General features: G+C 70.3%; 23 protein-coding genes. 12 read left to right on the top strand and 11 right to left on the bottom strand.

Annotated features, from left to right (window positions below; all coding sequences use genetic code 11):
• The first annotated feature begins 83 nt into the window (after window positions 1–83).
• The gene (gene gntA, locus M8I34_RS34225; protein WP_250056362.1) at window positions 84–761 is read left to right on the top strand and encodes a guanitoxin biosynthesis heme-dependent pre-guanitoxin N-hydroxylase GntA; all 678 of its coding nucleotides are present in this window, start codon (window positions 84–86) and stop codon (window positions 759–761) included.
• Window positions 762–982: 221 nt separating this feature from the next.
• On the opposite strand, the gene M8I34_RS34220 is transcribed toward gntA, so the two are convergent.
• Window positions 983–1,630 carry a DUF2238 domain-containing protein gene (locus M8I34_RS34220; RefSeq protein ID WP_250056360.1) on the bottom strand — a complete coding sequence of 216 codons (648 nt, stop codon included), beginning with the start codon at window positions 1,628–1,630 and terminating at the stop codon, window positions 983–985.
• A 333-nt stretch (window positions 1,631–1,963) separates the two neighbouring features.
• On the opposite strand from M8I34_RS34220, the gene M8I34_RS34215 reads away from it, so the two are divergent.
• Window positions 1,964–2,605 carry a hypothetical protein gene (locus M8I34_RS34215; protein WP_250056358.1) on the top strand — a complete coding sequence of 214 codons (642 nt, stop codon included), beginning with the start codon at window positions 1,964–1,966 and terminating at the stop codon, window positions 2,603–2,605.
• A 333-nt stretch (window positions 2,606–2,938) separates the two neighbouring features.
• On the opposite strand, the gene M8I34_RS34210 is transcribed toward M8I34_RS34215, so the two are convergent.
• The 3 genes from M8I34_RS34210 to M8I34_RS34200 form a co-directional block, all read right to left on the bottom strand.
• The gene (locus M8I34_RS34210) at window positions 2,939–3,685 is read right to left on the bottom strand and encodes an alpha/beta hydrolase (RefSeq protein WP_250056356.1); all 747 of its coding nucleotides are present in this window, start codon (window positions 3,683–3,685) and stop codon (window positions 2,939–2,941) included.
• A 66-nt stretch (window positions 3,686–3,751) separates the two neighbouring features.
• Window positions 3,752–3,955: a DUF2180 family protein gene (locus tag M8I34_RS34205; protein ID WP_250056354.1), complete on the bottom strand. Its 204-nt coding sequence runs from the start codon at window positions 3,953–3,955 to the stop codon at window positions 3,752–3,754.
• 176 nt (window positions 3,956–4,131) lie between these two features.
• Window positions 4,132–4,755: a histidine phosphatase family protein gene (locus tag M8I34_RS34200; protein WP_250056352.1), complete on the bottom strand. Its 624-nt coding sequence runs from the start codon at window positions 4,753–4,755 to the stop codon at window positions 4,132–4,134.
• A 477-nt stretch (window positions 4,756–5,232) separates the two neighbouring features.
• On the opposite strand from M8I34_RS34200, the gene M8I34_RS34195 reads away from it, so the two are divergent.
• Together M8I34_RS34195 and M8I34_RS34190 are read left to right on the top strand one after the other, a co-directional pair.
• On the top strand, window positions 5,233–5,901 hold the full coding sequence (locus M8I34_RS34195) for a CAP domain-containing protein (protein ID WP_250056350.1): 669 nt from the start codon (window positions 5,233–5,235) through the stop codon (window positions 5,899–5,901).
• Between the two features lie 196 nt (window positions 5,902–6,097).
• Window positions 6,098–6,466 carry a VOC family protein gene (locus M8I34_RS34190; protein ID WP_250056348.1) on the top strand — a complete coding sequence of 123 codons (369 nt, stop codon included), beginning with the start codon at window positions 6,098–6,100 and terminating at the stop codon, window positions 6,464–6,466.
• A 149-nt stretch (window positions 6,467–6,615) separates the two neighbouring features.
• Here M8I34_RS34190 and M8I34_RS34185 read toward each other — a convergent pair whose 3' ends face one another.
• Genes M8I34_RS34185 through M8I34_RS34175 form a run of 3 tightly spaced genes read right to left on the bottom strand, consistent with a single transcriptional unit; the run spans window position 6,616 to window position 10,223 of the window.
• Window positions 6,616–8,955: an ABC transporter permease gene (locus tag M8I34_RS34185; protein WP_250056346.1), complete on the bottom strand. Its 2,340-nt coding sequence runs from the start codon at window positions 8,953–8,955 to the stop codon at window positions 6,616–6,618.
• 3 nt (window positions 8,956–8,958) lie between these two features.
• Entirely contained in the window at window positions 8,959–9,720 is a 762-nt protein-coding gene (locus tag M8I34_RS34180) for an ABC transporter ATP-binding protein (RefSeq protein ID WP_250056344.1), read from the bottom strand.
• The gene (locus M8I34_RS34175) at window positions 9,717–10,223 is read right to left on the bottom strand and encodes a PadR family transcriptional regulator (RefSeq protein WP_250056342.1); all 507 of its coding nucleotides are present in this window, start codon (window positions 10,221–10,223) and stop codon (window positions 9,717–9,719) included. Before M8I34_RS34175 ends, M8I34_RS34180 begins: the two co-directional genes overlap by 4 nt.
• A gap of 172 nt (window positions 10,224–10,395) precedes the next feature.
• Here M8I34_RS34175 and M8I34_RS34170 point away from each other — a divergent pair, with 172 nt between their 5' ends.
• The 7 genes from M8I34_RS34170 to M8I34_RS34140 all read left to right on the top strand — a co-directional run bounded on the left by M8I34_RS34170 (window position 10,396) and on the right by M8I34_RS34140 (window position 19,211).
• The gene (locus tag M8I34_RS34170; protein WP_250056377.1) at window positions 10,396–11,667 is read left to right on the top strand and encodes an ABC transporter substrate-binding protein; all 1,272 of its coding nucleotides are present in this window, start codon (window positions 10,396–10,398) and stop codon (window positions 11,665–11,667) included.
• A 207-nt stretch (window positions 11,668–11,874) separates the two neighbouring features.
• Entirely contained in the window at window positions 11,875–13,671 is a 1,797-nt protein-coding gene (locus tag M8I34_RS34165) for a glycoside hydrolase family 13 protein (protein WP_250056341.1), read from the top strand.
• Between the two features lie 51 nt (window positions 13,672–13,722).
• Window positions 13,723–15,057, top strand: a complete 1,335-nt coding sequence (locus tag M8I34_RS34160; RefSeq protein WP_250056339.1) for an ABC transporter substrate-binding protein — start codon at window positions 13,723–13,725, stop codon at window positions 15,055–15,057.
• A gap of 18 nt (window positions 15,058–15,075) precedes the next feature.
• Window positions 15,076–16,479: an ABC transporter permease subunit gene (locus M8I34_RS34155; RefSeq protein ID WP_250056337.1), complete on the top strand. Its 1,404-nt coding sequence runs from the start codon at window positions 15,076–15,078 to the stop codon at window positions 16,477–16,479.
• Window positions 16,476–17,357 (top strand): carbohydrate ABC transporter permease, encoded by an 882-nt coding sequence (locus M8I34_RS34150; RefSeq protein ID WP_250056335.1) that lies wholly within the window; start codon window positions 16,476–16,478, stop codon window positions 17,355–17,357. The genes M8I34_RS34155 and M8I34_RS34150 overlap by 4 nt, the downstream gene beginning before the upstream one ends.
• 327 nt (window positions 17,358–17,684) lie before the next feature.
• Window positions 17,685–18,239 (top strand): GNAT family N-acetyltransferase, encoded by a 555-nt coding sequence (locus tag M8I34_RS34145; protein ID WP_250056333.1) that lies wholly within the window; start codon window positions 17,685–17,687, stop codon window positions 18,237–18,239.
• A gap of 87 nt (window positions 18,240–18,326) precedes the next feature.
• The gene (locus tag M8I34_RS34140) at window positions 18,327–19,211 is read left to right on the top strand and encodes a DUF2268 domain-containing protein (protein ID WP_250056332.1); all 885 of its coding nucleotides are present in this window, start codon (window positions 18,327–18,329) and stop codon (window positions 19,209–19,211) included.
• 205 nt (window positions 19,212–19,416) lie between these two features.
• Here M8I34_RS34140 and M8I34_RS34135 read toward each other — a convergent pair whose 3' ends face one another.
• The 3 genes from M8I34_RS34135 to M8I34_RS34125 all read right to left on the bottom strand — a co-directional run bounded on the left by M8I34_RS34135 (window position 19,417) and on the right by M8I34_RS34125 (window position 23,538).
• Window positions 19,417–21,672: an ATP-binding domain-containing protein gene (locus M8I34_RS34135; protein ID WP_250056323.1), complete on the bottom strand. Its 2,256-nt coding sequence runs from the start codon at window positions 21,670–21,672 to the stop codon at window positions 19,417–19,419.
• A 215-nt stretch (window positions 21,673–21,887) separates the two neighbouring features.
• The gene (locus tag M8I34_RS34130; RefSeq protein ID WP_250056314.1) at window positions 21,888–22,457 is read right to left on the bottom strand and encodes a hypothetical protein; all 570 of its coding nucleotides are present in this window, start codon (window positions 22,455–22,457) and stop codon (window positions 21,888–21,890) included.
• A gap of 124 nt (window positions 22,458–22,581) precedes the next feature.
• Window positions 22,582–23,538, bottom strand: a complete 957-nt coding sequence (locus tag M8I34_RS34125) for an alpha/beta fold hydrolase (RefSeq protein ID WP_250056312.1) — start codon at window positions 23,536–23,538, stop codon at window positions 22,582–22,584.
• A 79-nt stretch (window positions 23,539–23,617) separates the two neighbouring features.
• Here M8I34_RS34125 and M8I34_RS34120 point away from each other — a divergent pair, with 79 nt between their 5' ends.
• Window positions 23,618–24,340, top strand: coding sequence for a TetR/AcrR family transcriptional regulator (locus M8I34_RS34120; protein WP_250056310.1), 723 nt, complete (start codon window positions 23,618–23,620; stop codon window positions 24,338–24,340).
• A 51-nt stretch (window positions 24,341–24,391) separates the two neighbouring features.
• Here M8I34_RS34120 and M8I34_RS34115 read toward each other — a convergent pair whose 3' ends face one another.
• The gene (locus tag M8I34_RS34115) at window positions 24,392–25,180 is read right to left on the bottom strand and encodes a DeoR/GlpR family DNA-binding transcription regulator (RefSeq protein WP_250056308.1); all 789 of its coding nucleotides are present in this window, start codon (window positions 25,178–25,180) and stop codon (window positions 24,392–24,394) included.
• Window position 25,181 lies beyond the last annotated feature (1 nt).

Here is a 25,181-nt window from a genome sequence, read left to right as displayed (position 1 = left end):
CCCTGCCCGATCTTGACTGCCAGGGTCCCCCCGCCGCAGGGCCCCCACCAGGGGTGTTGCCCCCCTTACCGAAGGTCACGAACATGACGGTTGACGCCACCGCCGCCACCGAAGTTGACGCCGCCACCGAAGTCGGACGGTTCCTGCTCGGCGACGCCTTCCCCTGCCTCGCCGGTCGTTCGGCGTGGCGACAAGGTGGCATCACCCACCGCCATTACACGTGGTTCGGGGATGACGAAGTCGCCCGGGACATGGCGGCTGATCTCCAGGCGTATGTGCAGACGGTGGACTGGGCCGCCAAGCCCTTCACGAGCTTCGTGGCCACCTTCTCGGGCCCCCTCGACGTGACGGACATCGAGTTCGAGGCGCTGATGTGGCAGCAGCTCCAGGGCGTCCACGATCATGACAGCCTCACGCATCCCTGGGCCGAGGGCTACGACCGCGACCCGTCGTCCGGCGCCTTCGCGTACAGCGTCGCCGGGCACCCGTTCTTCGTGATCGGGCTGCATGAGACGCACAGCCGCATCGGCCGCCGCCCGCCCTTCCCGATGCTCGCCTTCAACTCCCACAACCAGTTCGACCGAATAAAGGCCGCGGGCCTGTGGGACCGGCTCCAGGAGAAGATCCGCAAGCAGGACATCGAGCTCCAGGGAAATATCAACCCCAATCTCATGGAGTACGAGCAGCTCTCCGAGGCCCGGCGCTATTCGGGCCGGCGCAAGCCGGCCGACTGGGCCTGCCCCTTCTCCGCTCGGGCGTGAGGGAACGCCTTCCCCGCTCGCGGGTGAGGGAACGTCGTGGAGTCGGTGGGCAGTTCACCTCGCGGGCCGACCGGGCCGACCGGGCCGCCACCGGATACCTCGTCCCGGACCCGGGATCGTTGAGGTCGTAAGAACGGCGAGCGGCCCTTGTCGGACGTGAGAACGACAAGGACCGCGCTTCCCGGAACGGCTCACCACCCGCTCACCTGGCCGGAGCGGGATCAGGCAGCCGGGCGTACCGCGCTCGGGCCCTCTCCAGCCCCGTAGCGGGCGAGCTGGCGGTCGTGGAGGCGGCTGAGGAGCAGCAGCGAGACGACCGCCCCGAGGAGGGCGCAGGCCATGTCCCACTGGGTGTCCCACTGGTCCCCCTGCGTGGCGAGGAAGGCGTCGGCGGCGGATCCGCCGGCCAGCGCGGCCCACCACTCGATCAACTCGAAGAACGCGCTGAAGGCCAGACAGGCGCAGACGGTCAGCGGGGCCAGCCATGCGCTGCCGCGCAGCGGGGACGTGCGCACCAGGAGTTCGCGGACCAGGATGGCGGGCACAAAGCCCTGCACCAGATGCCCGATGCGGTCGTAGGGATTGCGGGAGAGGTCCAGAGCGTCCTGAAGCCAGTGCCCCAGGGGGACCTCTGCGTAGGTGTAGTGGCCGCCGACGATCAGGACCAGTGCATGCACGGCGAGCAGACAGCACAGCAGCGGGCTGAGCGGAAAGCGTCGCCACACCAGGACCAGCAACGGCAGGCCGACGAGCACCCAGCAGGTCTCCATGATCCACGTGGCGCGGTCATGCGGCTCCAGCCCCGACAGAGCCAGGGCGACGAGCACCCCCGCGGCCAGAGCCGGGGGAAGCGTGCGGGACGTGGACATGGCCTTCATGGATCAGCCTCGAAGACATCGGGTACGGGTCGGCGCGGCACCGCCGGGGGCGGACGGACAAGCCCCGGCCGTACGGCACACACACCGGCCGAAACCGACACAGCACCGCACAACGGGGCAACTTCTTGACCGCGCCAGGTCATCCGCTCCAGCGTCATGGCCGCCGAAGGGCGCTGTCATGAGTACGGCTACTCAGAACCTTCTTTCCCAAGGCTGAGATCCATGGCCTCAGGCTGAGAACCATGGCCTGACTCCATCGAACCCACCGATGACGTGCACATGGCGCGTACGATCGGATGCCCCCCTACGGGAAAGGCATCCCCCATGAAGAAGACATCCGCTCGCAGAGTCACCTGGCGCATGCTGCTCGCCCTGGGCGGCGTGGCGGCGTTAGCCGTGCCGACCGCGGGAGCCGCCGAGGCCGTACCGCGCGCCGCCGGGGAAGGAGGCCGGGCCGGCGGGTGTGCCGTGGTGTATTTCGACCTCGGTGAAACGCTGGTGCACACGGCCGAGGACAAGAGCGTCCGGTACATGCCGGGAGCCGCCGGATATCTGCGCGCGCTGCGTGCCCGCCACATCCCCGTCGGGCTGATCACCAACGTTCCGTCGTCGTGGGGCTCGACCGACGCGGAGCGGGCGGCGGAGTTGAAGAAGGTGATCGACAAGGACTGGGCGGACACCCGCCCGTTCGCCTGGTCGGACTTCGGCGACCGGATCTTCACGCCCCGAACCGAGGCGGAGAGAAAACCCGCGCCGGCACTGTGGAAGCGCGCCAAGAAGGCATCGGGCCACTGCCGGGTGGTGTACCAGGCAGAGACGGCCGATGAGGTGCAGGCCAGCGTCTCGCTCGGGTACGTCGCCTACCAGGCCGCCCGGCCCCAGTGGCCCGCGTACCTGCCGGTGCCGCTGATCGCCGCCCTCGCCCACCTTCCCCACGGGAACGCGGCGGCCTCCGAACAGCCTTGAGGCGCTCGACTCACCCCGTAGCCCAGCGCTCGACCCACCGCTCAACCGGCCAGGGACCGCACGGCAGCGGAGCGGCCGGGGCAGCGAGGTGGTAGCGACCTGAGTGGTGTCGGAGGTGCCGCGTCGGGCCGTCGCGCGTGCCCGTACGCCTGAGGAGCGACTACGGCGCCTTGGCAGGGAGGGGAAAGGCATGGCTGAGGGAGCGCCTTCCCCCTCCCCCTGAGGTCGCTTCTCTTCGGCCCGGACGGCCCGGACGGCCCGGATGGCCCGGATGGCCCGGACGGCCCGGACGGCCCGGACGGCCCGGACGGCCCGGGCGGCCCGCTGAGACCGTCACCCGGCCGCCGTCCGGCTGTAGCGTTCCAGCCGGTCGGCCAGCTCGGCCGGACGGGACAGCATCGGGAAGTGCCCGCCCTCCATCTCGTCGGGCGCCGCCCCCAGACGCTCCGTCACCACTGTGCGCAGGAACGGTGCCGGGAAGAGGCGGTCCTGACGACACAGCAGAAAGCGGGTCGCCACCGCGGGCCAGGCCGCCATCGGCCAGGGCCGCGAAGCAGGGGTCTCGGACTGCCGCCGCCACCGGACCGCCGCCTCGGCCGCCAGCTCCGGCGGCAGATCCTGGAAGAACGGATCCGCGGCGGATCCCGGCACAGCGGACTCCGGCACCGGCTTGCCCGCCGTATCCGCCCCCGCGTTCTGGGCGGCCCGCCCGGCCCGCCTGATCTGCTCGTCCGGGTGGCGCGTCGCCGCCCACCAGTCCACCGGCGCCTCACCCGGCAAGGGCACCATCGCGGCCAGCAACACCAGCAGATCCACCGGTACCCGCGCGCAGACCAGAGGCGCGGTGAACCCGGCGAACGAGTGCGCCACGAGCGTGAGCCGCCCCCGCCCCTGCCCCTGACCCCGCCCCGCAACCGCGGCGACGACGGCGTCCGCGTACTCGTCCAGGCCTGCCGCGTCGTCGTCGCACGGCAGATCCACGCTCACCACGTCACGGCCCCTGGCCCGCAGCTCCGCGGCCAGCAGATGCCAATGCCACGAGTCACACGCCGCACCTGGAATCAGCACAAAGGTCGTCATCGGCCGCATCATGCCACCGCCCTCCGACGCGCGCCCCTGCCACGACGAGGACGCCGCGGGGCTCGCTCAGATCGACTGTGTCGCTCCCCGGCAGATCTTGCACACGATGCGGCGTGCCGGGTCCGGCAGTGTGCTCTGGCCTACGCCCTGCACCCGGGTCACGGTCTGCGGTGCGGACCAGGCGTGCTGGTGGCACAGCGCGGCACCGCAGTTCCGGCAGATCGCCACCGCGGCGGCGGTTCCGGCCGGCGTGCAGTCATAGCAGTTCATGGCAGATTTCCGATCTCGTGAGGCAGGCCGAGGCGGACCCATCGGCAATGTACGTCGCGACGCATGACGGACGCGGGAAGCACCGTGCCGGGTCGGGGCGACTCACCTGGCCGCCACAAGGAAGACAGACAGCGCCCCGCACAGGGGCACTTCGGCCTGTCAGCGCGACCGTTGACTCAGACGTGGAGTTCGGGCGGGAAGCCGGTCCAGCGGAGCTCCGCGGGGAGGTGCCCCATGTCGTTGTAGAAGAGCAGGGATGCGGGCCGGCCGGGCGCGTAGCGGATGACGGTCAGCGCGGCGTTGGCGTGGTGGAGGCCCATCCAGCGCCACTCGGGCGCGTCGAGGGCGGCTCGGACGAGCCAGCCGATCAGGAAGTTGTGGGTGACGAGAAGCTCGTGACGAGGTGCGCCACCGGCAACCGGTCCGGCGAACCGGGCGAGAGCTTCCCGGGCCAGCTCCGGACCACCTTCACGCTCCTCCGCCGGGAACTGGGCCAGGCGGTGGAGCATGTCGTCGGCCGACTCCGCAGGCAGCTCGTGCCTCTGCGGCAGGTAGGGGACATAGTCCCCGGCCTGTGCCGACGGGCAGAGGGGAACGTCGTCGAGCTTGTCGCAGACCAGCCGGGCAGTCTGCTCCGCGCGCGGGAGTGGCCCGTGATGGCACACGGAGAGCGGGGTGCGCCGGAGCCGCTCACCGAGCAGTACGGCCTGACGGCGACCGCGGTCCGTCAGCTCGGTCTCATCCGGCGAGGCCTCACCGTGCCGTGCGAGGTAGAGGTAGCGCGTAGCCGTTTCCGTCACGGTTCGGGTCCTCCGTAGGCGTTCACGATCTTCGGATGCCCTGGTGGACGCCGGGGTGCGCCGTGCGGTTCCGCCGTCTCGTGACATGCGTCATAGCCCCCTTCCGCACTAACTAAGCCGGATAGTAGATGACGCGCGTGGGACATAAGAGATTTGTCCGTCTTGGCCTATGAATACCCCACGCGGGGATAAGTGACATTCGACCCGCCCCCCATCCCCGCCCGCGCAGTCAGCGCATAACGGCTCCTGACGGGGCAACAGGAATTCGCGAAAGATCGACGAATTCGACAGCACGCCCGCACCGTCATGACAAGAGGCGTCCGGCACTACTAAGCGCAGTAGTACTCAGACTTTGTTGCCTTGTCCGCACGCGGCCCGAAGAATGCGACCCGCAAGGCGTCTCCGCAGCTCAGGCGCGTGAATTGCACAGAGCCAGCCGCGCCAGGGACGCTCCGCAATTACCGATTGAGGTCACGCATGAGGAAACATCGCAGGACGCGGCGCTACCGGCAGATAACCGTCGCCGCCCTGGCCATAGGCGCTGTCGGCGTGCCCTCCGCCGCCATGGCGTGTCTGGGGCAGGAGAATGAGGCCGGCCGCCACCACGGTCATTGGCGGAATGCCGCTTTCGAGCACCGGGCATCGAAGGCGCACGAGTGGTCCAAGACGGCCACCGGGGCAGCTCAGAAGCCCGCCGCGGCTCCTGCCGCTTCGAAGACCACCAGCTCTTCGAAGACCACCAGCTCTTCGAAAACCACTGCCAAGGCTTCCGCCGCCACGGACCGCGTGGTCGAACTCGTCAACGAAGAGCGCAGCAAGGCCGGGTGCTCGAAGCTGACCGTGAATGCGAAACTGACGAAGGCCGCCCAGGACCACAGCAAGGACATGGCGGACCATCGGAATATGTCGCACACGGGCTCCGACGGCTCCTCGCCGGATGACCGGATCACCCGGGCCGGTTACCAGTGGAATTCCTACGGCGAGAACGTCGCCTACGGTTACTCCACGCCCGAGGAGGTCATGAAGGGCTGGATGTCCAGCCCCGGCCACAAGAAGAACATCCTTGACTGCTCGTTCAAGGAGATCGGCGTGGGCCACGCGCAGCCCGACGATTACTGGACGCAGGACTTCGGAACGGCCGGATAACCGGCACCAGGAAACCGGCCGCCACTTCCGCGGCCCCCTTTCCTCGGCGCCCTGTGCAGCGCACGAAGGTCCCCGACCGGAATCCCGGCCGGGGACCTCGGCGTGTGACGACGGAGAAGCAGTCGCGGAGTGTGCAGCTGATCCGTAGGGTGTGACGTTCCTTTTCCGAGAGCGTGAGGGACGTCATGGAGTCGCCATGCCACCGAAGTTGAAGCTGACGGCGATCACACTCGACTGCCCCGATCCCCAGGCACTGGCCGCCTTCTACCGGGAGGTCACCGGGCACGCACTCGCCCCGGGATCCAACGGTGAATTCGCTGGACTCGTCCGCGAGGACGGGCTCGTCATCGGCTTCCAACGGGTGGACGACTACCGGGCTCCGCGCTGGCCCGACCAGGCCGCACCACAACAGTTCCACCTCGACTTCGCGGTCGATGACCTCGACGAGGCCGAGGCCCTGCTGGTGAAGTGCGGCGCGATGAAGCCGGAGCACCAACCGGGCGGGGACAGATGGAGGGTCTTCACCGACCCGGCCGGGCACCCCTTCTGCCTGACCCGAGGCTGACCTCAAGAGCGCAGGCCGGACGCTGCCACTACCGACGACCTCTCTCCCCCACTCGCAGACAGACCTGGCTCACCAGGTCGCAGTGGAGTCCTAAGGGCTGTCCCGTAATCCCTGCCGTCGTGCGCCCGCCAGGGGTTACGGGACAGCCCTTAGAGCTGAGCGCTGGCCGAATCCGCGAGCCGGCGCCGCACCGCGCGGGCGGCCGGCAGGGCCGAGGCTATGGCGGCGATCGTCACCGCGACGGCAATGACCAGCAGCAGGATGCCCGTGGCGGGCCGCTGGGCGATGCCGGTCCCCCAGCCGCTGGTGCGGCCCTGGAGGTTGATCAGCCACTCGGAGGCGAGCAGACCCAGCGCCGTGCCGGCCAGCGCGGCGGCGAGCGTGACGAAGGCGGTGGCCGAGACGATGACCGCGGTGATCTGGCGGGGAGTGAGGCCGACGGCCTTGAGGGCGAGCAGGTCACGACTGCGCTCGCGTACGGCGGCGCCGACCGTCGTCGCCAGTTCCGCCAGCCCGATCAGGATCAGCACCGCGATCAGGCCGATGCTGACGGCACGGACCGCCGACAGCTGGTCGGCGGGGTTGGGGACCTCGCGCACTTCGAGATGGCCGGCGGACGCCTCGGTCAGCGCGTCGCGTACGGCGCCGGGATCGGCACCGTGCTTCAGGACCAGGTTGTAGAAGTCCGGGCGGGACGGGTGGGGGCCGGAGGGTGTTCCGTCGGCGGTGTCGCCGTCGCGCAGGGTGTCCAGGCTGGTGGAGATGACCCGGCCGGCGTCGGCGGTCTCGATGTTGCGGCCGACGATGTGGAGGACGTAGGGGCGGCCGGCGACGGTCATCCGGACCCAGTCGCCGACGTGTGCGTCGAGGAGTTCCAGCAGCCCCTGTCCGGCGACCGCTTCGTCGGGGCCGTGGGCGGCGCGGCCTTCCACGACGGCGAAGGGGTAGGGCTGGGCGTCCGTGCCGAGCCCCCGCAGGGTGATTGTCCCGGTTTGCCCTGGTACGAGTGCCTGTTCCTCGGCGCCGGGGTAGGCCGTCATCCGTGGCCTGGAGGCGAGGAGTTGGCGTAGCTCCCCGTCGCCGAGGGTGTCGGAACGTGCGGTGAGAGCGGCGGGCAGGCCGACGTTCCCGGGGTGGGAGGTGAAGCGGTCCAGGGTGGTCCAGGTGCCCAGCGCGATGGTGATGAGCAGCAGCGGGACGGCCAGCCGTGCCACGGCTGCCGAGGAGCGCAGCGGGCGGTGGAAGGCACCGCGCCAGCCGAGGACCAGGGCCGGTGGGACCCGCAGGCCGAGTGCCCGCCGGGTGAGGCCGGACGTCCGGCTGCCGGTGACGGTGGCGGCACGGGCGACGGGCACCGGTGGTACCCGCCCGGCACGCCAGGCGGCCAGACAGGTCGCCGAGCCGATGAAGACCACCACACCGCCGGAGATCACCAAGGGCAGCCAGGCGTGCTCGGGAAGCCGGTGCCACAGGGCCATCGCTTCGCCGATCCGGCCGGGGACCAGCGTGCCGAGCCCCTGGGTGAGCAGTGCCCCGAGGGCGACGCCCAGCAGCGCCAGACCGAGGTGCAGCGCGAGGAACATCCGGACCACCTGGCCCGGCGTGAACCCGATGGCCTTGAGGACCGAGATGTCCCGCAGATGTCCGCGGATCCGGGTGCTGATGGCGCCGCCCACCGCCAGGGCGGCGGCGAGCAGCGCGCCGAGTCCGAAGAGGCCGAGCAGCCGTCCGAGGAGTTGATTGTCGCCCTCGGCTTCGGCCTTGGCCTGCCGCCAGGTGGAGACATCGGTGATCTGATCGGCGCCGAGCCGGGTGACCGCCCGCTGGACGACGTAGTCGGTGTCCGCGGGGTCGGTGAGCTGGAGGCCTATGGTGCGGCCCCGCTGGTCGCGGCCCGCGTCGGAGGCGGCGAGGGTTTCGGGGAGCACCCAGCCGACTCCCGGGGACTCGCCCGCGCGGAAGGCGACCTCGGCGGTGTCCGCGACGCCCACCACTCGCAGATGTGCCGCGATACCGCTCAGCGCGAGGGTGTCGCCCGGCTTCGCCCACATCGCGCGGGCGACCGAGCTGTCCAGCACGATGCCCTTGGTGGCCCCCGTATCGGCGCCCGCGTCGAGCCAGCGGCCCGCCACGATCTGCGGCGTCGCCGTGGCGGGGCGCTTTGTCGCACCGCGCAGCTCCACGGTCGCCTTGGCGCCGCCGGGCTGGAGGCTCGCGGTGGTGCGGACCGTACGGAACGGTCCTGAGGTGGCCCGTACCTCGTCCAGTTCGGCGAGCGACCCGGCGGCGGTGCCGCCTTGGGTGTGGATCCATACGTGCGCGCCGGAGGACTGGGTGAAGACCCGTTGCCAGGGGTCGGTCGCATAGGCGAACAGCGCGGTGGCCAGCAACAGCGAGATGGTGATCCCGGTGGTGGCCAGCACGATGAGGACCGCGGCCGGCCGGTGTGCCCTCAGGTGCGCCTGTGTCCAGCGTGCCGCTGCTCGCACGGGTCAGCCCTTGAGCTTGAGTACGTCGGCCACACCGGCCGCGGGGCGGTTCCGGCTGCCACCGAGGTGAGCGTCGTCGGCCACCTGGCCGTCGTAGAAGCTGATCACTCGGTCCGCGGCGCTGGCCATTCTGGCGTCATGGGTGACCAGCAAGATCGTCTGGCCGCGCTGGTGGAAGCGGGCGAGCAGCCGCAGCACCTCCCTGGTGCCCTTGCTGTCGAGGCTGCCGGCGGGTTCGTCGGCGAGCAGCAGGCTGGGGGTGTTGACCAGGGCGCGGGCCAGGGCGACGCGCTGCTGTTCGCCGCCGGACAGCTCGCCCGGAGTGGAGTTCTCCTTGCCCGTCAGGCCCAGTTCGTCGAGCAGTTCCGCCCGGTCGGTGCGGGCCTGCCGGGGGGACCTGCCGGCCAGCAGTGCGGGGAGTTCGACGTTGTCGGCGACGCTGAGGTTCGAGACCAGGTTGAAGAACTGGAAGACGATGCCGATGTGGTGGCGGCGCAGCTCCGCCCAGCGTGCCTCGCTGTAGCCGTCGACCTGGCGGCCGTCGAGCCAGAGCGCGCCGCTGTCGGGCCGGTCGAGGCCGCCGAGGAGATGCAGCAGAGTGGATTTGCCGGCTCCCGAGGGCCCGGTGACGGCGACGAACTCACCGCGTTCGATGGACAGGTCGACGCCCCGCACCGCGGGCACGGGGGCGGCGCCTTCCGGCCGGTGGGTCTTGACCAGGCCGGCTGCCCGGACTATCGGGCCGGACGGCTCGTCCCGGTTCATTCCAACTCCTCTTGACAGCGCTCCAGCCAGTCGAGATCCGCCTGTAGATGCAGCATCGCGCCCTCTATCAGCAGTTGCGCGACCCGGTTGTCCCGGTCCTCGCCCGCCGCGAGTTTCGACAGGTCACGCATGGTGTTGAGGTAGTGGCGGCGCTGCTTGTTGATCAGGGTGATCTGGTCTGCGGTCCCGGTGTGGGGGGCCAGGGCGAGCTTCATGAAGAATTCGTCCCGTACCCGTGGTTCGGCGGTGGATTCCTCGAACCAGACGTCCACCGTCTCGCGTCCCGCCTCGGTGATCCGGTAGATGCGCTTGTTCGGGCGGTCCGACTGTTCGACGTCCTCTCCCGCGATCAGGCCCGACTTCTCCAGCCTGCTCAGGGTGACGTAGATCTGGCCGACGTTCGGCTGAGGGTATGCCGCGCCCAGGAGGTTCTCAAGGGCCTGTTTGAGTTCGTAGCCGTGTGCGGGGCCGCTGACCAACAGCGCCAGGAGTGGCAGCCGCACGCTCTCCCTCTCCCTCCCCGCCCTAGTTGACCGTCATCTGGACGCATCCGACTGTGAGCCGGGTCGCCGTCGCATCTTCCTGCTGCATCTAGTATCCCGCATGGCTAACAGGTATACATGGGGCGGGCTGTCGGTCCAGTGTCCCGTCGACGCCTGGTACGAGGAGGAGCCCATGCGGTGGAAGCGTGCCGCGGGAAGGGCTCTGCTGGTCTGCTCCTTGCTGTTCGCGGGCCAGGCCGGTGCGCGGGCCGGGGAGCCGGACGGCGGTCCGGACGGACGCGGCCCGGTCACGCTGGTGACGGGCGGCGACCTCACGGGCTATCTGCGGGGTGTCCTCGACGGCTGGAACGACCGGCACCCACGCGAGAAAGTGACGCTGGTCGAGCTGCCGGACGCGGCCGACGAGGTCCGCGCCCAGATGGTCACGGAGCTGCGCTCCCACAGCGACCGCTTCGATGTGCTGAACATCGACGTGGCATGGACGTCGGAGTTCGCGGCCGCGGGCTGGATCAAGCCCGTGAACAGCGCGCAGTTCCCGCTGAAGCACTTCCTTCCTCCCGTCGTGGACACCGCCACCTTCCGGGGGCGCCTCTACGCGGTCCCGTACGTCACCAACGCCGGGCTGCTCTACTACCGCAAGGACGTGCTCGCCCGTGAAGGTGCGCGGCCGCCCCGCACCTGGGCCGAACTGGAGCGGCTGGCGAAGACGGTTGCGCCCAAGTACGGGATGGACGGTTACGCGGGCCAGTTCCTGCCGTACGAGGGGCTGACCGCCAATGTCGGCGAGGCCGTCCAGTCGGCGGGCGGCTCGGTGCTCGCCGGCGAGGGCGCGCGCGTGACGGTGGACTCCCCCGCGGCCCGCCGTGGCCTGTCCTTCCTGCTCGACGGGGTGCGCGAGGGCTGGATCCCGCAGCGGGCGCTGACCTACAAGGAAGAGGAATCCCGCAAGGCCTTCCAGGACGGCCGGCTGCTGTTCCTGCGGAACTGGCCGTATGCCTACGCGCTGGCCAACGCCCGGTCGTCGAAGGTGGCGGGAAAGTTCGGCGCGGTGCCGCTGCCGGGTCCTGACGGGCCGGGCTCCAGCGCGCTGGGCGGCTCCAATCTTGCGGTCAACGCGCAGTCGCGGCACCAGAAGACGGCCACCGAGCTGATCTCCTATCTGACGACCGAGTCGGTACAGCGCCGGGTGCTCACCGAGGGCGCACTGCCACCGGTGTGGGCCGACCTGTACTCGGATCCGGAACTGGTGCGTCGCTTCCCGTACCTGCCGACGCTCAAGCGGGGCGTCCTGGCGGCCAAGCCGCGCCTCAAGAGCCCGCATTACGACCAGGTGAGCCTGGCGGTTCAGGCGGTCATGCATGACGCGCTGCTCCATCGCCGGAGCACGGATGCCACCGTCGCGCGGCTGACGAGGGAGTTGCGGGCCATCGTCGGCCGCGGCTGACTCCTCACGGCCGTCAGCAGTTCCACCTCCACCTGCCCTAGTTACTTGTTAGGTACAGGCTGGCCACCCAATCTCCCACAAATCCGGGCATCTCACAGCGAGTTTTGACCATTTCGTTGACACTCAAACGACACTCCTACTTAACATGCATGCATAACAGCGATTGCAGCCGCACGGCATGCCCATGCAAGAACGGGATCACGGCAGATGCTCATAGCCACGGCAGGGAACGGCTCCTCCGCCGACTCCGCGCCCTCCCCCTCCCCCACCGGTCCGGCCTCCGCGCTCTCACCGGCCGCCACCGGGACCCCGTCCCAGGACTCGGCACAGCGCTGGTGGCGCGACGCGGTGATCTACCAGGTCTACGTCCGCAGCTTCCTCGACAGCACCGGCGACGGCATCGGCGATCTGGCCGGCGTCCGCACCGGGTTGCCCTACCTCAAGAAGCTCGGGGTGGACGGCATCTGGCTCAGCCCCTTCTACCCCTCCCCCCAGCACGACCACGGCTACGACGTGGCGGACTACCGCGATGTGGACCCCGTATACGGCGACCTCGCCGAGTTCGACCTCCTGGTGGCCGACGCCCACCGGCTGGGTCTGAAGGTGCTCCTGGACATCGTCCCCAACCACTGCTCCAGCGAGCACCCGTGGTTCCGGGCCGCGCTGGCGGACGTTCCGGGCAGCCCGGCACGGTCGCTGTTCCACTTCGCCGACGGGCGCGGGGAGGCCGGTGAACTGCCGCCCAACAACTGGCGGGCGATGTTCGGCGGTCCCGCCTGGTCCCGGATCACGGAGGAGGACGGCACGGAGGGCCAGTGGTACCTCCACATGTTCACGCCCGAGCAGCCCGACCTGAACTGGCGCAACCCCGCCGTGGCCGCCGACTTCGACCAGGTGCTGCGCTTCTGGCTGGACCGCGGTGTCGACGGCTTCCGCATCGACGTGGCCGCCGGGCTGTTCAAGCACCCCGAGCTCCCCGACTCCCCCGACCCGGCGGCCGACGAGCGGACCCGCGACTCGGTCAATCCGCTGGCCTGGAACCAGCCCGAGGTGCACCAGGTGTGGCGCGACTGGCGTGCGCTGTGCGAGGAGTACACGGCGCGCGACGGCCATGACCGGCTGCTGGTCGGCGAGGTCTCCGTACGGACACCGAGCGAGCAGGCCGCGTACGTCCGCTCGGACGAGCTGCACCAGGCGTTCTTCTTCCACCTGCTGACCGCGCTCTGGGACGTCGACACCTTCCGCCGGGTCATCTCCGAGGCGCTGACCGACATCGCGGGCACCGGCTCCACGGTCACCTGGGTGCTCAACAACCACGACCAGGTCCGCACCGTCACCCGGTACGCGACCGAACCGGGCGGCAGGGCCGGGAGCACCGCCCTGGACGCGGCCCCAGCGGCAGCCGGGGAAGAGTCCGAGGGAGGGCTGGGCCCGGCACGCGCCCGCGCGGCCGCCCTGCTGATGCTGGCGCTGCCCGGCGCCGCGTACATCTACCAGGGCGAGGAACTGGGCCTGCCGGAGGTCGTCGACCTGCCCGACGAGGTCCTCACCGACCCGATCTACCACCGCACGGGCAGCCGGGAGCACATCCGCGACGGCTGCCGGGTGCCACTGCCCTGGTCCGGGCACGCCTCCCCGTTCGGCTTCACGTCCGGTACCGACGCGGCGCGGCCCTGGCTGCCGCAGCCCGCGTGGTTCGCCGATCACGCCACGGACCGGGCGCTGGCCGACACCCGGTCGTTCTGGCACCTGTACCGCGAAGGGCTGGCGCTGCGCCGCAGTCTTCCGCAGCTCGGCGAAGGCACCCTGCGCTGGCTGGAGTCGCCGCCCCAGGTCCTGGCGTTCGTCCGTGGCGACGGCCTGGTCTGCGCCGTCAACTTCGGCACCGAACCGGTGCCGGCCCCCGTACCCGGCACCCCGCTGCTGGCGAGCGGTGACTGCCCCGCAGGAACGCTCCCGGGCTCCACCGCCGCCTGGTGGATGCATGCTCCCGCCCCCCGATAGCCCCACCTCTCCACAGCCCCCTCCCCGTCAGTCCTCCGAAGGGAATCCACGATGAGACGACTCGCAGTACGACACACCCGAGCCGCCGTGTCCGGCGCCGCCGTGCTCGGCCTGGCGCTCTGCGCCACCGCATGCGGCGGCAATGTGTCCGCCGGAGGCAAGAAGCAGGAACTCAACGGCCAGACCGTGAGCGTGGCGGGCGTCTGGACCGGCGTGGAACAGCAGAATTTCAAGAAGGTCCTGGACGCGTTCTCCGAGAAGACCGGCGCGAAGGTCACCTTCTCCTCCACCGGCGACAACGTCTCGACGGTCATCGGCAGCCAGGTCGAGGGCGGCAACGCCCCCGATGTCGTGATGGTCCCCCAGGTCGGTGTGCTCCAGCAGTTCGCCAAGAAGGGCTGGCTCGCGCCCCTGTCGGCGGAGGTCGGTGCCGAGGCCGGGAAGAACTTCGCGCAGGTGTGGAAGGACTACGGCACGGTCGACAAGACCTACTACGGCCTGTACTTCAAGGCCTCGCACAAGTCGACGGTCTGGTACAGCCCGGAGGCGTTCACCCAGGCCGGGGTCACGCCCGCGAAGACGTACCAGGAGCTGCTGACCTCGGGCCGTACGCTGTCCGACTCCGGTGTGCCGGCGTTCTCCGTCGCGGGCGAGGCCGGCTGGCCGCTGACCGACTGGTTCGAGAACGTCTACCTCTCCCAGGCCGGTCAGGAGAAGTACGACAAGCTCGCCGCCCACAAGATCCCGTGGACGGACCCCAGCGTGGTCAAGGCGCTCACCGCGCTCGGCAAGCTGTTCAGCGACAAGAGCCTGGTGGCGGGCGGCGGTTCGGGCGCCCTGCGCACCGACTTCCCCGAGTCCGTCCAGCAGGTCTTCGGTCCGGAACCGAAGGCGGCCATGGTCTACGAGGGTGACTTCGTCAGCGCGCTGGTCACCGATGAGCTCCACAAGGAGGTCGGCAAGGACGCCAAGTTCTTCCCCTTCCCTGCGGTCGACGGCGGCAAGGCGCCGGTGGTCAGCGGCGGCGACGCCGCGGTGGTGCTCAAGGCCGGGAAGAACAAGAAGGCCGCGATGGAGCTGGTGAAGTACCTGGCCACTCCCGAGGCGTCCGGCGTCTGGGCCAAGGCGGGCGGCTACATCTCGCCCAACAAGAAGGTGCCCGCCGACGCGTACCACGACGAGGTCGCCCGCAAGGCCGCCACGTCGCTGACCGACGCCGGGAACTCCGTGCGCTTCGACATGTCCGACCAGGCCCCCGCGGCGTTCGGCGGCACCCAGGGAGCCGGCGAGTGGAAGCTGCTCCAGGACTTCCTGCGCGACCCCTCGGACCCCAAGGGCACGGCCCGCAAGCTCGAGGCCGCCGCCGCCAAGGCATACGGAAAGTAAGGACCAAGGGCCCGATCCATGCCTGTCACCACTCCCGCGGTGCCGCCCGCCACGTCGCGCGGCACCGCGTCCCTCCCCCCGGGCGGCACACCCGGCAGGGCACCCGACCCCGTGCGCCGCGCCGCCCGGCGCCGTCGCCGGATCGCCGTGGCCTTCCTGTTTCCCGCGCTGTTGCTGCTGGGTGCCCTGGTCGCGTACCCCATCGTGTTCTCGGTCGTCCGCAGCCTGTACGACGCCTCGGGCGACACCTTCGTCGGCGCCGACAACTACACCGCGATGTTCCAGGACCCCGCCACGCTCCGGGCCATCCGCAACAGCGCGATCTGGGTCGTCTTCGCCCCCGCCCTGCTGACCGGACTCGGCCTGGTCCTCGCCGTCCTGACCGAGAAGATCCGCTGGAAGACGGCGTTCAAGCTGCTGATGTTCATGCCGATGGCGATCTCCTTCCTCGCCGCCGGCATCATCTTCCGCCTCGCCTACGAGCAGGATCCGCAGCGCGGTGTGCTCAACGCGATCACCGTGGGCATCCACGACAAGGTCCAGGGCGAGTCCGTCTCCTTCCCCACCGCCAAGACGCGCATCGGCGACAAGCGTCTGGTCAAGGGGAACGACGGCTCCTACCGCACCGCCCGTAGCGCCGGCCCGGGAAACACCGTCAACCTCGGACTGGTCGGCGTCGCGCCCAAGGACATGCCCCCGCAGGCACGGCCGGCCGCCCCGGCGGCCAAGTCCCCGGCCGGAGACGGGGAACTGCGCGGTGTGGTCTACCTCGACTTCACCCCCCGTGGCGGCGGCACACCCGGCACGGTGGACCGCGACGAGCGCGGACTGCCACAGCTCTCCGTCGAGGCGGTCGACTCGCACGGCAAGGTGGTGGCCACGACCACCACCGCCTCGGACGGCTCCTACCGCCTGCCCCGTCTGGCCCCCGGGTCCTACCAAGTCCAGCTCCCCGCCAAGGATTTCGCCGCCCCCTACGAGGGCATCTCCTGGCTCGGCCCGGCTCTCATCACCCCCGCCATCATCGGCGCCTATATGTGGATCTGGACCGGCTTCGCGCTCGTCCTCATCGGCGCGGGACTCTCCTCGATGCCGCGCGATGTGCTGGAGGCCGCCCGGATGGACGGCGCCAACGAATGGCAGGTCTTCCGCCGGATCACCGTTCCGCTGCTCGGCCCCGTCCTGGGCGTGGTGTTCGTGACGATGGTGATCAATGTGATGAAGGTCTTCGACCTCGTCTACATCATCGCCCCCGGTCCCGTGCAGCAGGACGCCAATGTCCTGGCCCTGCAAATGTGGCTGGTCTCCTTCGGCGGCGGTAACAACCAGGGCCTCGGCAGCGCCCTCGGTGTCCTGCTGCTGCTCCTGGTGGTCCCGGCCATGGCCCTCAACATCCGACGTTTCCGCAGGAGCCAGTCATGACCACCGCCCCCGGAACCGCCGCACCCCGCAGGCGGGCGACGGCGCGGCCGGTGAAGCGTCTCAGCCGCGGCGCGATCCAGCTGTTCCTGCTCCTCGTCGGCCTGGTCTGGGTCACGCCCGCCGCCGGACTCTTCGTCTCCTCGCTGCGTACGGAGGAGAAGAACGCCGGCAGCGGCTGGTGGACCGCGCTCACCGCCCCCGGTCAGCTGTCCCTGGACAACTACACGGCGCTGCTGAAGGAATCAGGCATCGTCCAGGCCTTCTTCAACACCGTGCTGATCTCGGTGCCCACCACCCTCCTCGTGGTCGTGATCGCCGCACTGGCCGGTTACGCCTTCGCCTGGATGGATTTCCCCGGCCGGGACTGGATCTTCCTGGTCGTGGTCGCCATGCTGGTGGTGCCGGTCCAGATCGGACTGCTGCCGGTGGCCCAGATGTTCGGTGCGCTCGGCCTGTTCGGCTCGATCCCCGGCGTGGTCCTCTTCCACACCGCCTACGGGCTTCCGTTCGCCATCTTCCTGCTGCGCAACTACTTCGCGGAGATCCCCAAGGAGATGCTGGAGGCCGCGCGCATGGACGGCGGCGGCGAGTGGCGGATCTTCTCCCAACTGGTCCTGCCGCTGGGCCGCCCCGCCATCGCCAGCCTGGCCATCTTCCAGTTCCTGTGGGTCTGGAACGACATGCTGGTCGCCCTCCTCTTCGCCGACAACACGTCACAGCCGCTGACGGTGGCCCTCCAGTCGCAGATGAGGCAGTTCGGCAGCAACATCGGTGTACTGGCGCCCGGCGCGTTCCTGTCCCTGATCGTGCCGCTGATCGTGTTCTTCGCCTTCCAACGGCATTTCGTGCAGGGAATCATGGCGGGATCGGTCAAGTAGCAACCCCACCGCTGCCGGTGCGATCACCGGGCCCGCCCACGGCGCCATCACGGCGCGGGCGGGCCCGCCTCGCTCTTCGCCCGGCACGCTCTTCGCCCGGCACGCTCTTCGCCCGGCGCGTTATTCGATCGTCCCCTCGGCCTGCGCGGGCTAAGGGCTGTCCCGTAATGCCTGGTGGATCAGCGCACGGCGTCAGATGCGGTGCATCGCAAGGCGGAGGGACGTCCGGATACTGGGCGTATCCGGATGTTCCGACAACGCGGCGAGGTGCCGTAGCTGTCGTCGTGCGCCCGCCAGGGATTACGGGACAGCCCTTAGATTGGCGGGATGTCCGAACTGCGAACCGAGCGTCTGCTGCTGCGCGGCTGGCGGGCGTCCGACCTTGCCCCCTGGGCGGCGATGAATGCCGATCCCGAGGTCCGGGCGCACTTCCCCGAGGTGCTCACCCGCGAGCAGAGCGAGGCGTCCGTCGCCCGCTTCCAGGCGGCTCTCGAGGCGCGCGGCTGGGGGTGGTGGGCGGTCGAGGTGCGTGCCACCGGAGAATTCATCGGACTCACCGGGCTGGATCCCGTGGAGGAGGCCATGCCGTTCACCGGAGTGGAGGCCGGCTGGCGCCTGGCCCGTCCCGCCTGGGGGCACGGCTACGCCACCGAGGCCGCCGAGGCCGCATTGGCCTACGGCTTCACCACCCTCGCCCTGCCGGAAATCCTCGCGCTGACGACCACCACGAACCTCCGCTCGCAGGCCGTGATGCGCCGCATCGGTATGACCCGCAACCCCGCCGACGACTTCGACGACCCCGGCGTGCCCGACGGCCCGCTGCGCCGGAGTGTGATCTACCGGATCTCCGCCGAGAAGCAGCGGACCAAGCGGCACGCGTGAAGCCGGCCGGCGGCGGTGCGGTGCGGTCGGCTGCGCGCAGAAGCCGGGTTTGCTCTTGACGCTGCGTCAACTTCTAGCATCGGGGCCATGTCGATCACCGTTCTTGACACCTGCTCCGCCATGAGGCGGATCCTGCTGGCCCCGGTCGCGGACCGCGTTGACCTGCTGCGTTCGATGCTGGAGCCCACCAAGGGCATGTACCGCTACTACCCCGGCGAGATCGACCTGGTGGCCCTGCACCTCGAAGCATCCGGGTTCCCCATCGACCGCGACGAGAAACGTTGCCTCGACGCGCTCGAAACCCTGGCGGCGGCCGGAGCCTGGGAGCGGATGCAACGCGCCCTCGACGACGCTCTCGCCGTACTGCTGGAAGCGACGCCGGGGCTGGCGACCCCGGACATCACCGTGCAGTTCGTGCTCGGCGATCCGGGTGACGAGCACTTCATGGGTCCCTGCCGAGGAGTGACCGGGTTCGGCGGCATCTCGGGCCACATCGTGATCACGCTCTGGCCCTTCCCCGAGAACGTGGAGCGGCTGGAGGCCACCGCCGTGCACGAACTCCACCACAACCTGCGGTTCGGCCCGGGCGGGGTGGTGTGGGACCCGATGACCGTCACGGTCGGCGACCACCTCGTCTCCGAGGGCCTGGCCGACGCCTTCGCCCGACAGCTCTACGGCAACGAGCTCGGCCCCACCCGTATCGGTGTACCGCACCTGCACGACGACGAGATCTTCGGCAAGGTGCTCACCGGGCTCGACGTGACAGGCATGCAGAACTTCACTGCCTGGGTGCACGGCGACCCCGGCGCCGAGCACTTGGGCGTCACCCCGGTGGGACTGCCGATGGGCGCCGGGTACGCCGCGGGCAACAGGCTGGTCGACACCTACCTGGCGGCGACCGGGCAGACGGCGGCGCAGGCCCTGCACGCCGACAGCTCGGAGATCATCGCCGCCACAGTCCGCCGCGGGTAACACTGGAACGATCGAGTGGACGATCCAGGGTCTCCCGGCTCCAGCGGATCCTGCTCATGCGCCGGCTCGGCATGGGCTTGCCGGCCATCGCCGAGGTCCTGGCCGGCGCGTGAAGGCCGACCCGAGCCGGAGAGACCGTCACTCTGCTCCCCTCACCCCGGGCGCCGCATGTGCCCATTCCATGCGGCGCCCGGGCAGTGCACGGTCACCGCCCGGAGAGGGCGGCGGCCGGTGTGGGCAGTGTCTCCAGTCCGGCCGGCAGGGGCGCGGTGTGTATGACACCCAGTCGTTGCGTGGCCCGGGTGAGTGCGACGTACAGGTCGCTGGCTCCGAGTTCCGCCGGTTCCACCACGATCACCGTGTCGAATTCCAGGCCCTTGGCCTGCCGGGGGTCGATCAGCACCACGGCGCTGGTCAGATCCGGGGAGGCGCCGGCGGAGGCGGCCGGGAGGGCAGCGGCGAGGGCCTCGTGGTGGGAACGCGGGGCGATCACCGCGAGGCGGCCTTCCTCGTCGGTCTCCCGCGCGACGGCCTCGGCGACCGCGCCGGCGAGGTCGTCGGTGCGGTACGCCCAGGGGCGGACGTCGGTGGAGCGGATGGAGCGCGGCGGTTCGAAGGCCGGGTCCGTGGACCGGGGCACCTGCGCCGCCACCTCCATGATCTCGGCCGGGGTCCGGTAGTTGACGCCGAGCCTGACGTGCTGCCAGCGGTCTTCGACGTACGGCGCGAGGATGCTCTCCCACGAGCCGCAGCCACCCGGCTCGGCGGTCTGCGCCGGGTCGCCGACCAGGGTCATGGAGCGGGTGGGACAGCGGCGCATCAGCAAACGCCACATCATCACGGACAGCTCTTGCGCCTCGTCCACGATGATGTGGCCGAACGCCCAGGTCCGGTCGGCCGCGGCGCGTTCGGCGGCGGTGCGGTGGTCGGCCTCCTCGTGCCGGTCGGCGAGCCGTTCCGCGTCCAGCAGGTCGTGCGCGGCCAGCACCTCAGAATCGTCGTCGTCACGGTCCTCGAACTCCTGGGTACGGGAGCCGTAGGAGAGTTCGAGCACGCCCTGGGCGTACTGGATCTGCTCCTGGCGTTCCGCCTCGGCGGCGGCGCGGGCCGCCGAGTCGTCCTCGCCGAGGAGTTCGGCGGCCTCGTCCAGCAGGGGAATGTCGGCGGGGGTCCAGTCGCCGTCCGCCCGGCGGATCGCCTCCGCGTCGGCCTCCGGGAGGTGGGCGGGCGCGGCGAGGAAGTCCGCGACCAGCCGCTGCGGTGTCAGGAGGGGCCACAACTCCTCGATGGCACGGTGCACTTCGGGGCTGAGGGCGATCGCCTTGCCGAGCTGGGCGAGGTCGTCGGGGCCGAGGAAGTTCGGCCCGCCGAAGGGGTCCGCGCCGAGCCGGTCGGCCAGTTGCCCGGTGAGTGCGTCGATGATGCGGAACGCGAAGTGGGGGCGGGCGAGGTTGTGCGGCAGCTTGGTCTCGCGGGCCAGGCGCCTTGCCTCGTGCGTCATGTCCGCGTCCAGCCGCAGTTCGCCGTCCTCGTGGTCGATCTCGATCACGGGGTCGGGCAGGGTCTGCCGGTCCTGTACGAAGCGCGCCAGGGCGTCCGCCATCGCCGCGCCGCCCTTGACCGTGGCGGCTTCGGCGGTGTCGGTTCCGGTCGCGGTCACGCCCGGGAAGAGCTCGGCGGGTGTGGCGAGCAGGACGCCCGTCTCGCCGAGCGAGGGCAGCACTTCCTCGATGTAGCCGAGGAATGCGGGGTTGGGCCCGACGATCAGCACGGCGCGGCGGGCCAGCAGTTCGCGGTGCGCATAGAGCAGGTAGGCGGCGCGGTGCAGCGCGACAACGGTCTTGCCGGTGCCGGGGCCGCCCTCCACGACGAGGACGCCGCGGTGCGGGGCGCGGATGATCCCGTCCTGCTCCGCCTGGATGGTCTGCACGATGTCGTGCATCCGTCCGGTGCGCGCCGCGTCCAGCGCGGCCAGCAGCACGGCGTCCGCGTCGGCGCCCTCGTGCCCGGTGCGCAGGGTGTCGGCGAGGTCGAGGATCTCGTCGTGGAGGGCGGTGACCCGCCGGCCCTCGGACGTGATGTGCCGCCTACGTCGCAGCCCCATCGGGGTGTGTCCGGTGGCGAGGTAGAACGGGCGGGCGACCTCGGCCCGCCAGTCGATGACCAGCGGGGTCCGGTCCGCGTCGTCGCGCCGGATGCCGATGCGGCCGATGTGGTGATCGCGGCCGTCCCGGAAGGCCAGCCGTCCGAAGCACAGGCCGTTCTCGCCGGCATCGAAGGCGGCCAGCAGGCCCGAGTGCTCGGCCACCAGCACATCGCGCTCCAGTCGCGCCTGGGCGTTGGTCCCGCCCAGCGGCAGGGCTTCGTCGACCGCCCTTTCGGCGCCGACCCGCAGTTCGGCGAGGCGTTCATAGAGCAGATCAATGAATTCCTGCTCGTCCTGCCATTCCTCGTTTGACAATTCGACTCCGCTCGGATAAAGTTCGGAATGAAGTTGGGCTTGCTTCCCGCATTCATGAAGACACAGAAGCCCTCAATATACACAGAGAAATACCCCGGCCGTCAATTCGGTCCGGGGTATTTCTCTGTGTACTGCGCGAGCTTTACGCGAGAGCCCGCCCGGTCACCTCACACCTTCCGTCGGAGCGACCGGGCAGACCTCGGCAACGCGTCCGGTCAGCCCTTGTGGGCGACGTCCACGATCAGCTGGTCACCGGACTGGTGCACCCGGAACGGCAGCTTGGTGCGCACGCCCAGGCCGACCTGGGTCTGCCCCTCGAAGCTCGCTCCGAACTTGGTGTCCTTGAACGTCTTGTATCCGGTGATGTTCACCCCCGGCAGCGCCTTGCCGACGGTCCCGGCATAGGTCTGCTTGCCGGTCGCCGGGTCGTGGCTGGGTGCGGAGACAAATATCTGAAGTATGGCGCCACCCTTGACGGGTATCCGGTCGCCCGAGCCGTCCTGGTGGAACGCGTCGACGTAACCGACGTGGTAGCCGACCTTGCCGGTGGCGCCGCTGACGTCGAAGACCATCCGGTCGTAACACGTGCTGTGGCTGGTCTTGATGTTCTTCAACGGCTTGATGTTCGCGTCCGTCGCCGACTTGCTGCCGCTGCCCCAGGCAGTCGAGCAGGCCGTGGTGGCCTTGCCCGCCGGGCCGGTCGCGGCTCCGGCCACCCCGGCCGTGGCCGCCACCCCGGCGCCCGCCAGCACGCACGCCGCGGCCATTGTCGCCAACCGTCGCATGAATTACCTCCAGAGAGCTGAAAACAGTGCGTGCGGTAGGACGGCCGGGGTTGCGGAGGCGTTGTCCGTCCGTCGACTTTCGGCCGATGGCGGGGCCAAGTTGTCGCGAAATCGAAGTTGTTGATCAGTCGGAGCCTTCCGGACGGGGCCCCTCACCGCCACGCTCGGTTCGCCCGATGCCCCCAGTGTCCTTCCGGTCGGCCAGGCGGCGCACCCGCAGGGCGACGTCCTTCCAGACGGGTTCCGGGAGGTCATGGCCGACCCCCGGCAGCGAGACGAACTGCGCACCGGGGATGCGGGCGGCGACGGCGCGGCCCGCGGCCGGTTTGACGAGGGGATCGTCCGCGCCGTGCAGGACCAGTGTCGGCACCTTGATCCGGCTGATGGCGGGACCGTGCCATTGGGCGCCGATCTGACGGCTCTGGCCGTGCCGGTCGTGGCTCCCCGCATCGGCGAGACCGGTGATCATGTCCCTGGTGGCCTGCTCGTCGAGCGGATGGGCGGGTGAGTGCAGGAGGCGGACGAGGGCGAGCCCGGCCTCGATGTTGCCTTCGGGAGTGGCGGGGAAGCGCATCCGGGCGAGCTTGCCGAGCGTCCCCAGCCGGATGTAGCGCAGGGTGCCCAGGCCCGCGACGTCACCGGGAACGGCCGACACCGATGTCAGGGTCCGTACCCGCCGGGGATGACGCAGTGCGATGCGCTGCGCGACCGCGCCCCCGAGCGACTGGCCGAACAGATGGGCCGAGTCCCAACCCAGCGCATCCAGCACGGCGATGGCGTCGTCGGCCATGTCCTCGGCGGTGTAGGACTCGCCGCGTTTGCGGAAGAGCGCGGTGAGGGGGTTGCCGGTCGCGGTCGGCGGCAGGTGGGTCGACTCTCCCCCGTCGCGCTGGTCGTATCGGGCCACCGCGAAGCCCTGCGCGGCCAGCGCCTCGGCGAGGCCGCCGGGCCACCAGAGCCGGGAGACGCCGAGTCCGGTCACCAACAGCAGTGGTTCACCGCCCTGTTGTTCCGTCAACCGGTCGTGGGCCAGCTCGATGTCGCCGTTGCGAGCCCAGCGGACGGGAGTCCAGGTGGTCATGACGCCCCCTCAATACTGCGATCGGTGTTCGCAGTTATTAGCATAGCCGCCGGATGACGGAGAGGCGTAGGTGAGGGCAGTGGCCGAGGAACCCGGGACGGTGTGGGAGCGCCCCGAGCGGGGAGCGCGAGGGCCCGCGCCCGAGCGCAGCCGCGGGCAGATCACTCGCGCCGCGATCCGCCTGGCCGATGCGGACGGGCTGACGGCCGTGTCCGTACGGCAGGTGGCCAAGGAGCTGGGCACCGGCCCGGCGTCCCTCTACCGGTATGTCGCCGGCCGGGACGATCTGGTGGATCTCATGGTGGACGCCGCGACCGGCGGGATCGACCTCACCGTGGCCCTGACCGGGGATCCGGTGACGGACCTGGTGGCGTTGGCCGCCCGTACCCAGCAGGTCCATCTCCGGCATCCCTGGCTGCTGGAGGTGACGCCGGAGGCGATGCGGGTGGGCCCGTGCGGCCTGGACTACCTCGAATACGCCCTCGGCGCCCTGGCTCCGCTACGGATGACGGGCCAGGCCAAACTGGAGGCCGTCGGCGTGCTGAGCGCGCTGGTCGCGATGCTCTCCCGTGCGGCGCTGCACAGCCGCCGGGCACCCACTGCCCGTCAGGCGGCGCAGGCCGCCTACCTCACGACGGCGGCCCGGCGGGGTGCACATCCGCTGCTCGCGGAGGCACTGGCCGGGCAGGCGGCGGCCGACCCGGCGCGGGATGCCCGGGCCCTGTTGGAGCGGGTGGTCCGCCGGGTGCTGGCGGGCCTGCTCGCCCCCGATACGGGGGCGCCGTCGCCGCTGCCGGAGTGAGCCTCGGGGCACGCCCGACGCACTCCCGGCGGGAGGCGCCGCGGCGAGCCGTCAGGCGTCGACCACCTCGACGCTCACGCCCCTGCGGCCCAGTTCGGCCAGCTCCTCGGCCGGCACGCCCCGGTCGGTGACGACCCGGTCGTAGCGGGCGATGTCGCTGTAGGCGTGCGTGGCGGTCTTGCCGAACTTGGTGTGGTCCACCAGCAGCAGCGACCGCTGGGCACAGTCCAGCACGGCTTCCTTGATCTCGGCGTAATCGCGGATCGGGTGGAAGAGCCGGCCGCTGAGGACGGACACCGCCGACATCACCGCGAGGTCGGCGTGGATACGGCCGAGGGCGCGCAGCACGTCGGGGCCGACACAGGAGCCGAACTCACCCCGGTAGCGGCCGCCGAGGAGAGTGACATCGGCCCCCGGTGTCTCGTCGAACAGCCGGGCCACACCGAGGGAGTTGGTGACCACGGTGACCGCTTCGGTCCGCGCGATGCGGGCCGCGAGGGGGAAGACCGTGGTCGAGTCGTCCAGCACGACGGTGCCGCCGGGCCGGATCTCGTCGGCGACGGCGGCACACAGCGCCTCCTTCACCGCGCGGTTCACACCGATCCGGAAGCGGGTGGCGGTCTCCATGGTGAGGGACGGGAACGGCGCGGCCCGGCCGCGTTCCTTGCGCAGCAGCCGGCGTTCGGCGAGCTGGTCCAGGTCGCGGTGCATGGTCGCGAGGCTGACCCCGAAGCGTCTGGCGAGGTCGTCGATGCGCACTTCTCCGTGCTCGACGACATGAGCCAGTACGTCCTGCCGTCGCCGGTCGACCTCGGCCAGCGACGACCGTGTGGAAGCCATC

The organism is Streptomyces sp. MCA2, assembly GCF_023544705.1.
GTDB classification, from domain to species: domain Bacteria; phylum Actinomycetota; class Actinomycetes; order Streptomycetales; family Streptomycetaceae; genus Streptomyces; species Streptomyces decoyicus.
Note: the sequence above shows the minus strand (reverse complement) of the source record. Positions and strands in the feature narration are given on the sequence as shown.